Origin of the sequence: Pseudodesulfovibrio mercurii, assembly GCF_000189295.2 — a bacterium.
In the GTDB taxonomy this organism is placed as follows: domain Bacteria; phylum Desulfobacterota; class Desulfovibrionia; order Desulfovibrionales; family Desulfovibrionaceae; genus Pseudodesulfovibrio; species Pseudodesulfovibrio mercurii.
Window position 1 is genome coordinate 3,368,875 of sequence record NC_016803.1, and the last position, 14,363, is coordinate 3,383,237.

The following is a 14,363-nucleotide window of genomic DNA, read 5'->3' on the forward strand; positions in this document are numbered from 1 at the left end:
CTTCGCCCCGCCGCCTTGCATCTCCAAAACCTTTCTCCATAAAAAAAGGCCTCATCAAACCGATGAGGCCTTTTCTCTTCCTTGCCGCACAGAGGCTTTCGAGAGTGGTGCGGCCGTGCATTTTCTTTCCGGGGCTTTGACCGCAGCGTAGTCGGCCTACGTGAGGATCAAAGCCCCGGGGAATAATGTACGCGGGCCGCTATGGGAAGCCGGCGTCCATCAATCAATACCCAGGTCGGCGCGATGCTTGGGCACGCCGGTCTTGCCGTCGGACTTGGTCTCCTTGTCCAGGAGGAAGACGCGGTCGGTCAGGGCCGGATCGCGGGTGATGATGTACTCCTTGACCGCGTCCGCGCGGTCCATGGCCAGCTGATGGAGCATCTCGTCGGTGACGTCGATGCGGTCGCGGATGAACTTCTCCATGACGTCCACGGGCTGGCGGTCGGTGACGAACAGGGTGGTCGGCTTGACGCCCTCGTCGTCCGGCTCGGCGGCGTAGGCCTCGTAGAGCATGTCCTCGTACTCGTCCGGGGCCACCGTGATCTGGTCCACCGTGGTCTCGGCCCGCTTGGAGCGGGGCAGGTCGTCGTACTTGGCCTGCCTGATCTTGTGTTCCAGGATGACCTGGACGAGCCCGTTCCTGTCGGCCACGGGGTCCACCACGCCGTCCACCTCAAGCTTGAGCTTCGTGCGCTCGGTCAGGGCCTTGATGACGGTGTTCAGCTTGTCCTCGCCCTGGGCGCTCAAGCCCGCGCGGCCCGGTTCGAAGACCACGAAGTCCATGTTCTCGCCGCCGCCGAACATGGAGCCGATGAGCGAGAAGGGCGAGGTCAGGGCCTTGAAGAGCATGTTGATGATCGCCTGGAAGACGATGCCGCCGATGCGGAAGTTGGGGTCGTCCAGCCGCCCGGTGATGGGCAGGTTGAGCTGCATGTCGCCGTTGGAGTCCTGGAGCAGGGCCAGGCCGAACTCCACCGGGATGTTGGGCGCGTCGGGCCGTTTGTCCTTTCTGCCCAGTTCGAGCTGTTCGATGAAGAACTTGTTCTTGGCGTCCAGGACCCAGTTGTCGGTCTTGAAGGTCACGTCCGCATAGAGCCGCCCCTTCTGGATGGGGTAGGCCAGGTTCTTGAGGGTGTACGGGGTCAGGGGCACCAGCTCCATGCCGTTCACCGAGATGGTCAGGTCGGAATAGATGGGCCGGATCACCGGGTTGACCACGCCGGTCACGGCCACGGGGGTGGGCCCGATCTTGGCCTTGAAGTCCACCTTGGGCCGTGCCTCCGGGGTCTGGCCGATGTCGGTCAGGCTCAGGGTCATACCCGTCAGCTCGGTGGCGAAGGACGGGTGGATGCTCTCGTCGCGGAACTTGAGCGCGCCGTTTTGCATGCCGACCTTGCCCACGGTCAGGGTCTCGAAGAACGGCTTTTCCTCGGCCGCCTGCTCCTCGGTCTGCGCCTCGATCTCCTTGACCTCGGCCTCGGGCACCGGGGCGGGCTGGGCGGCCGCCGCACCGGCCTTGTCCTCGGCCTGGGGCGCACCCTCGGCGGGCGCGGGCGCGGGTTCGGGCAGGCGCAGGGCGCGCCGGACGTTCAGGCGGCCGTCCTTGTCGAAGTGGACCAGGGCGCGCGGCCCGTTGAGGTTGATCTCGCCCACGGCCAGGACCATGGGTTCGTTCACAAAGTCGATGCCCTTGACGTCCAGCCGGTCGATGCCCGCCAGCTCGTCGTCCTCGAAGGTGGTCTTGACCTTGAGGTCGGACAGGGCGGTGCTGCCCTTGGCCGTGAACTTCGGGGTCTCGCCGCCGGTGAAGGTGTAGTCGAGGTCGGCGTGGACCGCGCCGTCGGCGATGAGCAGGTCCGTGTCCTGGGCCAGGTAGCCGTCCAGGGGACGCAGCCCGAACTTGCTGACCTTGATGGAGCCGTTCGACTCCAGCGGGTCGATGGACGCCCTGCCGCGCGCCGAGAACCAGCCGCCGCCGGTCCAGCCCGCGCTGACGGAGTAGGGCATGCGCGCGCCCTTTTCCGTGGAGATGTCGGTCAGGTCCAGCTTGAACCTGCGCAGCCCGAGCCGGGTCGGCTGGGCCAGGGCCAGGTCCTGGAAGTCGGCGGAACCGTCCTCCACCACGACGTGATCCACCGTGGCCGTCCACGGGGTCTCGGGTCCGTTGTCCGCGGTTCCCTGGGGTTCGGGCGCGGTCCCGGTCTCGACCGCGACCTCCTCGCCCGTCTTGGCGGCCTCTTCGAATATCCGTTGCAGGTCCAGGCGGCCGTCCTTTTCGCGGACCACCCGGACCGCCGGTTCGGACACCTTGACTTCGGCCACGCCGACCTTGCGGCCGTCCAGGTCCAGGGTCGCGCCGGTCACGTCCAGGGCTCCCAGGGTCAGGCTCGGCTCCTTAGCCTCGGGTTTGCGCACGGCCAGGTTCGCCAGGTTCAGGGTCCCGTTTTGCGCGGTCACCTGCGGCTTGCCGTCCGGCTCGCTGAAATCCAGGTCCACGGAGAAGCCGAGCTTGCCGGAGTCCACCAGCAGGGGCTGGGCCTCGTTGAGGTACGGGGCGTAGAGGGGCACGTCCAGGTCCTTGCCGGACAAGGTCAGTTTGGTCGTGGGCGGGGTCACGGTGGCCTCGCCCTTGACGTAGATGAATCCCTCGGAGCCGAAGGAGCCGTTGAACACCGTGGTCTGCTCGGGCCGGGTGGACAGCCCTTCGGCCGTGAAGTCGAGCTTCGGGAAGGTGTGGCGGAAGCCGCCCTTGACGCACTGGTCGCTGAAATCCACGGTCCCGTCCTTGATCTCGAAATTGCGCAGGTCGAAGACGAAGGCGGCGTTGGTGTCCGCCTCGGTCTTGACCTTGGGGCCGGTGGGGCCGGGCTCGGAGCCGGGGAAATAGCCCGTCCAGTTGATCTCGCCGTCGGCCCGGCGCACGACCTTGAAGAACGGCTGGCTCATGGAGACCCGCTTGACGACCAGGGCGTTGTCGCCCAGGGAGAACCGCTCCATCTCGAAGGCCAGCTTCTTCATGGAGAAGACCGGGCCGTCGCCCGGCGCGGTCAGCTCCAGGTCGGTCAGGGTCCCGCCGCCGCCCAGGTAGAGGTTGATGCGCTGCGCCTCGGGCCGTTCGAAGAACAGGGAAATGTCCGAGGTGAACCGCCCGCTCTTGAGTTCGAGCGGGGTCTTGATGGGCATGTATTTCCAGTACTGTTGCAGGTCCACATCCACCGCGCCCAGTTCGAACTCGGTCCGCAGTGTCTTATCGAAGGGCAGGGTGCGCCCCTTGAGCTCCACGGGGTCGCCGTTGACCACGGCCGTGAACACCGGCTGGGTGAACTCCTTGACGTCCTTGGCGATGCTCGAGGTGAACGGCACGCGCAGGTGGATGTCGGCGATGACGTGCTTCTTGCCTCGGGGCCGGTCGTCGAAGGTGATCATGGAGTTGGTCAGCTCGAGGCCGTACAGGGCGAAGGGGAAGATGGCGCCCTTTTCCTCCGGCTTGGGCTGCTCCTGGTTGACGCTGTCCGGGGTGCCGAGCAGGTCGGAGACGGAGTACTTGCCGTTGCCGTAGAAGGTCACGTTGACGTTGAGCCCGTCGAGCTTGAGGTAGCTGACCACCGGGGCCAGCTTCCAGATGGAGGAGGCGCCGGGCGCGACCTCCAGGTGGCCCAGGGAGAGGAGGTCGCCCTCCTCCTTGAGGTTTTTGATGTGCAGGTCCGAGGCCTCCAGGTGGAAGTTGAGCGGATTGAATCGGATGTCGCCCAGGCTGGCCTCGCGCTTGAGGTTTTCTTTGATCTGGCTGACCAGGACCGACTTGAGGATCGGGGGTACGGCGAAGAAGCCGAATAGGGTGTAGACCACGAAGGCGGTCAGCAGCCAGAAGACGATGCGCCGAAGGAGCGGGGTGCCGAAGTGTATCTTGTCGAGGAAAGCCAGCATGTTGAACCTGTCCGGAGGGTAAGTGTTTCCGACGATGACCCATTCTAGCCGAAATTGACTGGAGAATCCATAATGGAGAACGGTCCTGTGGTTTCTTGAGGTAGGGACGTATTCGGCCGGTTGGTCGGGGCGAAATGCCCCGCTTTATCCGGTGGCATGGAATATGCGGATTTTGTTGCCATATTGTGGATATCCGGTGTATGTTGCAGGCGAATGAAAGTGCCTGCGGGGTCCGGTGCCCGGCCCGCGATCCCGGGGCGCATGAACGCCGACCGGAGCGTGCCATGTCCGACGTGCATTATTATCAGGGTTTGGCCAAGAGCATGATGTTCACCATCATCCTGGTCTCCTTCGCCCCCCTGTTCGTGGTCGTGCTCATCGCCGGGTACCAGTACAGCGTGGCCTACGAGGAAAAGGTCGAGGCCCACCTGCGCGAGCTGGTCCTCAAACACGACCAGACCATCGACGCCTACCTGGACGAGAAGGTGGCCGAGATCCGGGTCCTGGCCGAGGTCATCGACCTCGGACACCTGGCCACGCCCGAGGGCATCGAGGCCCTGCACGACGCCCTGACCAGGGGCCACGGCACGGATTTCGTGGACCTGGGGCTGATCGACGAGCGGGGCATTCAGGTGGCCTATTCCGGGCCGTTCCTGCTCCAGGGGCTGGATTACTCCCGCGAGCCGTGGTTCAAGGCCGTGGGCCGGAACACGGTCCATGTCAGCGATGTGGGGCTGGGCATGCGCGGGGTGCCGCACTTCATCATCGCCCTGCGCATGCGGGCCGACGGCCGCCAGTGGGTCCTGCGCACCACGCTCGACTTCATCGCCTTCAACCGGCTGGTGGAGGACATCCGCATCGGCGAGACCGGCATGGCCTACATCATCAACCGCGAAGGAAAATTTCAGACCACCCCGCGCCGGGACATGACCGCCGAGGTCCCGTTCCTGCGCGAGCTGGCCCGGTCCGTCTCCGGGGACGGCGACCGGGGCGGCCGGGCGGCCATGGCGGTCATGGACAACCCGGCCACGGGCCGCAAGACCATCTTCGTGACCAGCCTGATCAAGGACGGGGACTGGCTGATGGTCTACCAGCAGGACGCGGCCGACGCCTTCGCCACCCTGAATCGCAGCCGCGACCTGGCCATCGTCATCCTGTTCCTCGGCGGCCTGGCCATCACGGTCATGGCCTATCTCATGAGCCGCCGCATGGCCCGCAAGGTGGCCAAGGCGGACTCGGCCAAGGAGATTCTGAACGAGCAGGTCATCGAGGCGGGCAAGCTGGCCTCGGTCGGCGAGCTGGCCGCGGGCATCGCCCACGAGATCAACAACCCGGTGGCCATCATGGTCGAGGAGGCGGGCTGGATCCAGGACCTCCTGGAGGAGGGCCTGTCCAAGAGCGACAACGAGCGCGAGGTCCAGCGGGCCCTGAACCAGATCCGCACCCAGGGCGCGCGCTGCAAGGAGATCACCCACAAGCTCCTGTCCTTCGCCCGCAAGATCGATCCCACGGTCATGTCCTTCGACCTCAACGAGCTGGTCCGGGAGATCGCCGAGCTGTCCGCCCAGCGGGCCAAGTACGCCAACGTGGTCATCGAGACCAGCCTGGGCGACAACATCGCGCCCATCAAGGCGAGCCCGTCGGAGATGCAGCAGGTCTTCCTCAACCTGGTCAACAACGCCATCGACGCCATGGACCCGGGCGGGGGCAACCTGGACATCAGCACCCGCCAGGAAGGCGATACGGTGCTGACCCTGGTCTCGGACACCGGGTCCGGCATCCCCGAGGCCAACCTGTCGCGCATCTTCGACCCGTTCTTCACCACCAAGCCGGTGGGCAAGGGGACCGGGCTCGGCCTGTCCATCATCTACGGGATCGTCAACAAGATGGGCGGGACCATCTCCGTGGACTCGGCCGTGGGCCGGGGCACCACATTCACCATCAGCATGCCCGCCGGATCGCCCGACGATGCGGACGACGAGGATTCGGAGGCGTGACGACCATGCAACCATCGGGAGGGCGAGATGCCTGCAAGAGTACTCCTCGTTGACGACGAAAAGGGGTTTGTGGACACCATGGCCAAACGGCTGGAGAACCGGGGCTTCACCGTGGGCGTGGCCTACGACGGCGCCCAGGCCCTGGCCGCCCTGGACAAGGGCGAGATCTATTTCGACGTGGTCGTCCTGGACGTGAAGATGCCGGGCATGGACGGCAACGAGGTCCTGAAAAGGATCAAGGCCGAGCATCCCCTGGTGGAGGTGGTCATGCTGACCGGCCACGCCACCGTGGAGTCGGCCATCGAGGGCATGAAGTCCGGGGCCTTCGACTACATGATGAAGCCGTGCAACCTGGACGAACTCATGGCCAAGATCGGCGAGGCCCACGACAAGAAGCAGGCCCACGAGGACAAGATTCTCGAGGCCCGCGCCCGACACATCGTCCTGCGCAGGGGCGATTAGGAGGCGGCCATGGCCGACACCCCCATCCGCGTGCTCCTGGTGGACGACGAGCTCGGCTTTCTCGAGGTGCTGGCCAAGCGCCTGCGCAAGCGCGGCTACGCCGTGACCGCGGCGGGCAGCGGGAGCGAGGGTATTCGGGTGCTCAGGGACAACGATTTCGACGTGGCCGTCCTGGATCTCAAGCTCGAAGATATGGACGGCATAGAGGTCTTGCAGATAATGAAGAAGATGGTGCCGGAATTGCCGGTCATCATGCTCACCGGCCACGGCTCCGAGCAGGCCGCCAGGGAGGGCGTCGAGTCCGGCGCCTTCGACTACCTGCTCAAGCCGTGCGACCTCGACGATCTCCTCGACAAGGTCGGGGAGGCCGTGGCCGGATAAACGGAAACGACAGGACGGGAGTGGCGTATGGCCGACATAAAAGCGCTCCTCGTGGACGACGAGGAATCCTTTCGAAACACCCTGTGCAAGCGGCTCACGCGCCGGGGCATGACCGTGGAACAGGCTGGCTCGGGCGAAGAGGCCCTGGAGCGGCTCAAGACCTTCCAGCCGGACGTGATCCTGCTGGACGTCAAGATGCCCGGCATGGACGGTCTGACCGCCCTGCACAAGATCAAGGAAATCAATCCCCTGGTGGAGGTGGTCATGCTCACCGGCCACGCCAGCATGGAGATCGCCATCCGGGGCATGGAGCTCGGGGCCTTCGACTACCTGATGAAGCCCGTGGAGTTCGAGGAACTGCTCTACAAGCTCGAGGACGCCTCCGAGCGCAAGCGGCACCACGAGGACCGCATCGCGGCCAGGGCCGGCAGCTCCTGATTCCCGGCCCGGCCTTCCCCGACATTCACCAGAGAACCCTGAGACCCTGACCTAGGCTATCTTCAAAGGACGACACCCAATGGGCCTGTTCGACCGGTTGCGGTTCCGCAAAAAGGAAAAGACCCCCGAGGAGCGGGCCGAGATGCGTCGCGTCTTCGCCACCCGCTACGACCATTTCCGGCTGCTCATCCAGGCCAACACCCGCGCCCACGAACTCATGGGCGAGCTGGAGGAGGCCCTGCGCGGCTTCACCCCCTACGGCATGCACTTCGTGCGCACCCTGTGCACGCGCATCTCCACCTCCATCTACCAAATGGTCCGCCACCTGGGTGAACTGGAATCCCAGGGCCACAGGGAGCTGGTCGCGGCCATGCAGGTCATCAACGAGCGGATCATGGAGGAGCTGGAGCCTGAAAACCATGCCGTCAGCGGCAGCCTGGTCATCGACCTGACCGAGGTCAACCGCGACCACGCCGACCTGTGCGGCCCCAAGATGGCCATGCTCGGCGAGGCCGGGTCCAGTCTGGGCCTGAGCATCCCGTCCGGCTTCGTCATCACCGTGGCCGCCTACCACCGCTTCGCCCAGAGTCAGGGTCTCGGCACCGAGATCGACCGGCTCATCCAGACCATGGCGGGCGACGACCGCGAGTCCGTGTTCCAGGCCTCGTCGAGCATCATGCAGCTGGTCATGGAGACCCGCCTGCCCGACGACCTGGCCGAGGCCATCCTGGAGGCCTACGACAATTTGGCGGCCGGACTCGGCGCCCTCCCGGACCTGGCCGTGCGCTCCAGCGCGCTGGGCGAGGACATCGAGGGCTCCTCCTTCGCGGGCCAGTACCGGTCCGTGCTCAACGTGGACCGAGCCTCCCTGCTCGACGCATACAAGGAGGTGGTCGCCTCCAAGTATTCGCGCCAGGCCATGGCCTACCGGCTGAGCCACGGCATCCGCGACGACGACGTGGCCATGTCCGTGGGCTGCATGACCATGGTCCAGTCCATGGCCGGCGGCGTGGCCTATTCCGGCAACCCGATCAACGTGCGCGACGACCGCGTGTCCATCAGCTCGGTCTGGGGACTGCCCAAGCCCGTGGTGGACGGCACGGCCGGGACCGACGAATTCATCGTGGCCCGCGACCCCCTGCGTCTGGAGGAGGTCCACGTGGCCGACAAGATCGACATGTACGTCTGCAGCCAGGACGAGGGCGTGTGCCGCGAGGAGCTGACCGGAGACAAGGGCTCGCAACCCTCCCTGACCGAGGAACAGGCCCTGCTCGTGGCCCGCGAGACCGTGCGCATCGAGGAACATTTCGGCATCTCCCAGGACATCGAGTGGGCCATGACCGCGGACGGGGCCTTCCATCTGCTGCAATGCCGCCCGCTCATGCGCGTGTCCTCGGGCGAGAGCGAGGCGCCCGTGGCCAACCTGCCCGAGCCGGTGCTCAAGGGCGGACGGACCGCCAGCCCGGGCGTGGGCGTGGGCCCGGCCTTCACCGTGCGCAAGGATGTGGACGCCCTGAGTTTCCCGGACGGCGGGGTGATGATCCTGCGCCAGGCACTGCCCAGCAGGGCGGCCCTGCTCGACCGCGCCAGCGCGCTCATCTCGGAGCAGGGCGGCATGGCCGGGCACTTGGCCAACGTGGCCCGCGAGTTCGGCGTCCCGGCCCTGTTCGGGGTCAAGGACGCGGTGGGCCGCTTCGAGAACGGCCGTATCCTGACCGTGGACGCCGAGGGCCGCGCCGTGTACGACGGCGCGGTGGAGGCCCTGCTCAAGGACCACCCCCGGCAGCGGATCATGCGCGGCAGCCCGGTCCAGGCGGCCCTGCGCAAGGCCGCCCGCCACATCGTCCGCCTGAACCTGACCAACCCGGAGTCCCCGGAGTTCAAGCCCGTCAATTGCCGGACCCTGCACGACGTCATGCGCTACTGCCACGAGCGGGCCGTGAACGTCATGTTCGCCTTCGGCACCCACGACGACTACATCGAGGCCGCCAGCCGCCAGCTCATCTGCGACGTGCCCAAGCAGTTCTGGATTCTCAACCTGGACGACGGCTTCTCCCCCGAGGGGCTGGCCCGCAAGGACCGCTGCATCCTGCTCGAACACATCGTCTCCTATCCCATGCAGATGCTCTGGGCGGGCATGCAGGCCGTGCCCTGGGAAGGCCCGCCGCCGGTCCACGGCCGGGGGCTCATGTCGGTCATGTTCGAGGCGACCATGAACCCGGACCTGATCCCGTCCTCGGGCACCCGCTACACCCAGAAGAACTATTTCATGGTCTCCAAGAACTACTGTTCGCTCCAGTCCCGTTTCGGCTTCCACTTCTGCGGGGTCGAGGCCCTGGTGGGCGAACGGATCAGCGAGAACTACGCCTCCTTCCAGTTCAAGGGCGGGGCCGCCAACATGGAGCGCCGCATCCGCCGCGCCCGCTTCGTGGGCGACATCCTCGAGATGTACGACTTCCGCGTCCGCGTGCGCCAGGACAACATGTTCGCCCGCGTCGAAGGACTGGACCACGACACCATGGGCCATCGCCTCAAGATCATCGGCTACCTCATCACCCACACCCGCCAGCTCGACATGATCATGTCCGACGAAGCCGCCGTGGCCCGCCGCCGCGAACGCTTCCTCAAGGACTTCAAAATGTTCGACCCCCCGACCGAGGACGAATGAAGATGCCTCCGGCGGCCGGGGGAAGGGGGAGAGGGAACCCTTTGTAAAGGGCTTCCCTCTCCCCCTTCCCCCGGACCCCCCATCCCCCTCACCTTCCTAAACTTTTTATCGCCGCTTCGCGGGGCGGTTCACAACAAAAGGCCTTCGACTCAACATCGAGTCGAGGGCCTTTCATTTTTGACTTCTTCTGGAGCGATTCGGGTGCGCAGCTACCCGACAGCGGCTCTTCCCCCGCCGCTTGGACGTCCTCGGAATAGGCTTGGGAGAGTGGGGCAGCTGTGCATTTTCTTCCAGGGGGCTTTCACCGCAGCGTAGCCGTCTACGTGAGGATGAAAGTCCCCTGGAAAAAATGTGCAGATGGCCCGCTATCGCAAGCCGCTTCCCTAGACCCCGAAAAAAAGAAGGCGACCCCCGCCAGGGGATCGCCTTCATTTTTTCGAGGGTCTTGCTCCCTACTTCACATGGCATTCGCCACAGGCGATGGGGCCCTTGCCCTGTTCCTTGTGGCAGCCCTGGCACTGGAGGTGGTAGGCCCGCATGAGCGGGGTGCCGCCGTCGGTGCGCTTCTCCGCGTGGCAGGAGCTGCAGGGCTCGCCTTCGGAGGAGGTCTCGAGGTTCCGGGTGCCGTCGTCGTTCTTGGAGTGGTGGCAGATCACGCAGTCGTCCAGGCCGGCCTTCTCGTTGTGGGCGTCATGGGCGAACGGGACGCGGGGACGCTCCAACTTGGCGAAGCCGTCCACCGGCACCTGGGTCATGTCGTCCTGGGAAAAGGCCGTGGGGGCCATGTAGACGATGACCAGCAGCATGACGGTGACCATGGAGGCCGCGAGCATGAAGGTATTCTTTTTGTGCATGGCGTCCTCCCTAGACTTCCGGTTTTTCCATCAGTTCGTAGATGATGTCGCTGATGAACTTTCCGTGCATCCCGAGATCATAGTAACCGATGATGTCTTCGATGCCGCCGTGGCAGTTGTGGCAGGGGATGACCACATCGTGCACGCCGGTCGCCTTGAGCTGTTCCGCTTTGACCCGGTTGCCGGTCATGCGGGTGTTCTTGAACGGCGGCCCGCAGTTGATGACGCCGCCGCCCGCGCAGCAGCAGTAGTTGTGCTCGCGGTTGGGCACCATCTCGACCACTTCCTTGCACAGGAAGTGGACCACGTCGCGGAGCTTGTCCATGAGGCCGCGGCCGCGGATGATGTTGCAGGGGTCCTGGATGGTCACCGGGTTCTCGTACTGGTGGGTGATCTTGATCTTGCCCTCGTTGATCAGCTCCCAGTAGAAGTCGATGGCGTGGATGACCGGGACCGGCATCTGTTTGTGGCCGAGCCAGCGGTTGCCCATGTCGTAGACCGAGCGGAAGGCGTGGCCGCACTCGCCCATGACGATGCGCTTGACCCGCAGCTTCTGCGCGGACTCGTAGTGGGCGCGTTTGAGGCGGCCCATGTTTTCGAAGTCGCCCACGAACATGCACATGTCCGAGTTGTCCCAGCCCGGATGGGAGGGCATGGTCCAGTCAACGCCGGCGGCGTTCATGATGGCCGCGGCCTGATAGATGAGCTGGGTCCGGAACTTGGGTTCCGGGGCGATGACCGAGTAGTATATCTCGGCCCCTTCCTTGTCGAGCGGGATGCGCAGGTCCGGGAACTCGTCGCGGGCCTCGTCCTCCTGCCACTGCAGGGAGTCGATCCACTCGTCGTCCTTGACCCACATCTGGTTCATGGTCGAGGCGTGGGAGTGGGCGGTGTCGCGGATGTACTGCGGGACCACGTCCAGCAGGTAGCAGATGCGGCGCACCATGGACATGATGTAGCCGGTGTCGATGCCGATGGGACAGTAGTGGGCGCACCGTTTGCAGAGGTTGCACTCGGTGTAGGCCATCTGGGCCATCTCGTAGATGCGCTGGGGCGAGACCCGGCCCTTCTTGTCCATCAGTTCGTACATGGTCTGGGTGGCCTTGTTCACGGGCGAATAGCTCGGATCGTTGTCGTGAGACATGTAGAAGTGGCAGCCCTGTGAACAGAGGCCGCACCGCATGCACGTCTCCTTGTACGCCCGGAGTTTGGCACCGGTTTCACCTTTGAGCGTCCGGTTGACCACTTCCTCGATCTTGTCGGTGGTCAGCGCGGCGACGCCGGCTTCAAGGCCGACGTCCGATATGATTCTGTCAGCAATGTGACTCATTATTCGTACCTCGCGTTGCGTAATGGTTTGGCCTACCAGTCGTGGGCATGGCGGACACCGCCGAACTCCGAACCCATGTACGCCCTGGTGAACAGGACGAACAGCGCGTGGCTCAGACGGGTGAACGGGATCAGAGCGAGCAGCAGTTCCCCGGAGAGCACGTGCAGGGTGGTCATGAGCAGGACCGGACCCACCTGGTGGTAGGCCAGCACGCCGGTGAGGAACGGCAGGGCCACGAGGATCAGGGCAAACCAATCCTGGCAACGGGTGACGCCCTTGACGTGCGGCAGCGCGAGGCGGCGGTACGCGAAGACGGCGCAGCCGAGCAGGGCCACGAAGCTGACGATGTCGCCGAACTGCGCGGGCAGACTCGGCAGGTTGATGCCGAACGCGGTGTTCCACATGACGACGTGCGCACCCAGGAATACGGCCACCAGCAGGAAGCAGAGGTGGAAGATGAAGGTGGTCACGGTCATCAGGGGATCGGATTTCCAGCCCATGGACTTGAACGGGATCATCCACACCAGGATGGAGCGCAGTCCGTAGTACCAGCTCATGTAGGCGATGGAGGAGCCGTCCTTGGCCTTGGCCTGGGAGTACATGCTGACCAGCCGGTAGATGCCGCCCAGGATGAAGACGCCGAAGGCGATCCAGGCGAGGGGGCCGGTGACGAAGGCGTAGAATGCAGTCATATCAGCTCCCCCTTTAGAAGTTGCACACTTCCGCGACGATGCGGACGTAGCTGTTGTTTTCGATGGCGCGGATGAGCACCTTGGTGCCGTCCTCGCTGAAGATCGGGGGCCACACGGCGTCGAAGTCCCGTTCAAAGGACTTGCCGTTGACCAGGATCCGGAATCTGCCGTTCTTTTCCACCTTGGCGGCCACGGTCGAGGAGTCCGGGGAGAAGACCACGGGCCAGACCATGTCGTAGGTGCCGGCCCAGGCGGTGCCGTCCACTACGATGCGGAAGTCCTTGTTGTACTCGGAGGCCAGGATGGCGGCGCGCTGGCCGTCGGGGCTGACCACCAGGTCGGACACGGTGGGCCAGGTTTCGTCCCAGGAGGCGTTGTTCACGCAGGCGGTGAACTGGCCGTAGCTGGTGGCCACCACGGACCACAGTTTTTCGCCGGAGGCGTCATACTGGAGGTAGAAGCACTGGACGTAGCGGGGTTCCCAGAGGATGTTTCCGTCCTTGGCCACGCCCCACTTGCCGGCCACGCGGACCGGAGCGACGACGCTGCCGTCCTTGGGACAGAAGATCGGCTCCCAGACCTGGTTGTAGGTCGCGTCCCAGGGCTTGTCGTCCACGACGATGGTGTGGGCGTAGACAGTGGTCCGGCAGGTGGCGGCCAGGGAGTCGCCCTCGTTGTTGAAGACCGGGTTCCAGATGTTCACGTAGCGGCCTGCCCAGGCCTCGCCGTCGACGGCAACGGTGTACACGCCGCGCTTGAACCCTTCGAGGTCGGCGGCGGCCAGGTTTTCGGCCTGGACCACGGCGGCGGTGTGCTCGCCGTTCTTGGAGAAGGCGGGCATGTTGGCGTTTTCAAACAGGTTTTCCCACGGCTCGCCGTTCACGCACATGCCGTACCGCTCCATGGACTTGTACATGGTGGCGATGGACGAGCCGTCCTCGCTGAACATGGTGTCCCAGATGTAGTCGGTGGTTTCGCCCATGGCTTCGCCGTCGGCCACCAGGACCCATTCCATGTCCTGCTGGCAGATGGCGGTCAGGCGGCCGTCCGGGGAGAATTTCGGATACCAGATCTTTTCGAACGTGGCTTCCCAGACCGAGTCGTTGGTCCGAACGGAGAACTCGCCGTCGCCGATCTTGACGATGGCGGCGATGGTCTCGCCGTCAGGCGAGACGTACGGCTCTTCCTGCCATTCGTGTCCTTCGAGAGGGGAGAGGGATTTAACGACCGTTTTTTGGCCGGGTTCCCAATCCCATGAGGAGATTTTTCCCATAGCACCCCCTTGTGTTGTGACACCGCTCCCCATGGGAGCGGCAGAAAATCGTCCCACCCTCGGGCGGCGAGACCGTTCATTCAACGTGGGGGTCGTGTTCGTCGGACGGCATTCACTTCGGCCCATCCCGACAGGGTCATCGGATTGCAGCCATCCGCCTGGTTCGCTGCGCGCAGCCCGGCGGGCGTGTCTGAATCCAAGGGACGGCCGACCTCGGGCACTGAGGCCCGCTTCGCGCGGCCTGCCCGGGGTCGCCGGGCATGACGATTTCGACTCCCAAGGATTCGAGGCGGTCCGGCGGCCTGGGCCGTCCGAACCAGGATGTGCATCCCTTCCCGAAG

The 14,363-nt window shown here is 64.8% G+C and carries 10 protein-coding genes; 5 read left to right on the forward strand and 5 right to left on the reverse strand.

Going from position 1 to position 14,363, the window contains the following annotated elements; all coding sequences use genetic code 11:
* Positions 1-219 precede the first annotated feature (219 nt).
* Complete coding sequence (locus tag DND132_RS15225) at positions 220-3,927, reverse strand: DUF748 domain-containing protein (protein ID WP_014323652.1); 3,708 nt, start codon at positions 3,925-3,927, stop codon at positions 220-222.
* Positions 3,928-4,211: 284 nt separating this feature from the next.
* On the opposite strand from DND132_RS15225, the gene DND132_RS15230 reads away from it, so the two are divergent.
* The 5 genes from DND132_RS15230 to DND132_RS15250 all read left to right on the forward strand — a co-directional run bounded on the left by DND132_RS15230 (position 4,212) and on the right by DND132_RS15250 (position 9,873).
* Complete coding sequence (locus DND132_RS15230; protein ID WP_014323653.1) at positions 4,212-5,924, forward strand: sensor histidine kinase; 1,713 nt, start codon at positions 4,212-4,214, stop codon at positions 5,922-5,924.
* A gap of 27 nt (positions 5,925-5,951) precedes the next feature.
* On the forward strand, positions 5,952-6,386 hold the full coding sequence (locus DND132_RS15235) for a response regulator (RefSeq protein WP_014323654.1): 435 nt from the start codon (positions 5,952-5,954) through the stop codon (positions 6,384-6,386).
* A 9-nt stretch (positions 6,387-6,395) separates the two neighbouring features.
* On the forward strand, positions 6,396-6,767 hold the full coding sequence (locus tag DND132_RS15240; RefSeq protein ID WP_014323655.1) for a response regulator: 372 nt from the start codon (positions 6,396-6,398) through the stop codon (positions 6,765-6,767).
* A 27-nt stretch (positions 6,768-6,794) separates the two neighbouring features.
* The gene (locus DND132_RS15245) at positions 6,795-7,205 is read left to right on the forward strand and encodes a sigma-54-dependent transcriptional regulator (protein ID WP_014323656.1); all 411 of its coding nucleotides are present in this window, start codon (positions 6,795-6,797) and stop codon (positions 7,203-7,205) included.
* 79 nt (positions 7,206-7,284) lie between these two features.
* Positions 7,285-9,873, forward strand: coding sequence for a PEP/pyruvate-binding domain-containing protein (locus tag DND132_RS15250; RefSeq protein WP_014323657.1), 2,589 nt, complete (start codon positions 7,285-7,287; stop codon positions 9,871-9,873).
* A 452-nt stretch (positions 9,874-10,325) separates the two neighbouring features.
* On the opposite strand, the gene tmcA is transcribed toward DND132_RS15250, so the two are convergent.
* Genes tmcA through tmcD form a run of 4 tightly spaced genes read right to left on the reverse strand, consistent with a single transcriptional unit; the run spans position 10,326 to position 14,022 of the window.
* Positions 10,326-10,727: an acidic tetraheme cytochrome c3 TmcA gene (gene tmcA, locus DND132_RS15255; protein WP_014323658.1), complete on the reverse strand. Its 402-nt coding sequence runs from the start codon at positions 10,725-10,727 to the stop codon at positions 10,326-10,328.
* Positions 10,728-10,737: 10 nt separating this feature from the next.
* The gene (gene tmcB, locus DND132_RS15260) at positions 10,738-12,057 is read right to left on the reverse strand and encodes an electron transfer complex ferredoxin TmcB (RefSeq protein WP_014323659.1); all 1,320 of its coding nucleotides are present in this window, start codon (positions 12,055-12,057) and stop codon (positions 10,738-10,740) included.
* Between the two features lie 32 nt (positions 12,058-12,089).
* Complete coding sequence (gene tmcC / locus DND132_RS15265) at positions 12,090-12,749, reverse strand: TmcC family electron transfer complex membrane anchor subunit (RefSeq protein WP_014323660.1); 660 nt, start codon at positions 12,747-12,749, stop codon at positions 12,090-12,092.
* 13 nt (positions 12,750-12,762) lie between these two features.
* Complete coding sequence (tmcD, locus tag DND132_RS15270; RefSeq protein ID WP_014323661.1) at positions 12,763-14,022, reverse strand: electron transfer complex subunit TmcD; 1,260 nt, start codon at positions 14,020-14,022, stop codon at positions 12,763-12,765.
* Positions 14,023-14,363: the final 341 nt, after the last annotated feature.

Bases quoted from the DNA above. Each gene is read 5' to 3' on its own strand.
- DND132_RS15225 (WP_014323652.1), bottom strand. From the start codon at position 3,927: ATGCTGGCTTTCCTCGACAAGATACACTTCGGCACCCCGCTCCTTCGG.
- DND132_RS15230 (WP_014323653.1), top strand. From the start codon at position 4,212: ATGTCCGACGTGCATTATTATCAGGGTTTGGCCAAGAGCATGATGTTC.
- DND132_RS15235 (WP_014323654.1), top strand. From the start codon at position 5,952: ATGCCTGCAAGAGTACTCCTCGTTGACGACGAAAAGGGGTTTGTGGAC.
- DND132_RS15240 (WP_014323655.1), top strand. From the start codon at position 6,396: ATGGCCGACACCCCCATCCGCGTGCTCCTGGTGGACGACGAGCTCGGC.
- DND132_RS15245 (WP_014323656.1), top strand. From the start codon at position 6,795: ATGGCCGACATAAAAGCGCTCCTCGTGGACGACGAGGAATCCTTTCGA.
- DND132_RS15250 (WP_014323657.1), top strand. From the start codon at position 7,285: ATGGGCCTGTTCGACCGGTTGCGGTTCCGCAAAAAGGAAAAGACCCCC.
- tmcA (WP_014323658.1), bottom strand. From the start codon at position 10,727: ATGCACAAAAAGAATACCTTCATGCTCGCGGCCTCCATGGTCACCGTC.
- tmcB (WP_014323659.1), bottom strand. From the start codon at position 12,057: ATGAGTCACATTGCTGACAGAATCATATCGGACGTCGGCCTTGAAGCC.
- tmcC (WP_014323660.1), bottom strand. From the start codon at position 12,749: ATGACTGCATTCTACGCCTTCGTCACCGGCCCCCTCGCCTGGATCGCC.
- tmcD (WP_014323661.1), bottom strand. From the start codon at position 14,022: ATGGGAAAAATCTCCTCATGGGATTGGGAACCCGGCCAAAAAACGGTC.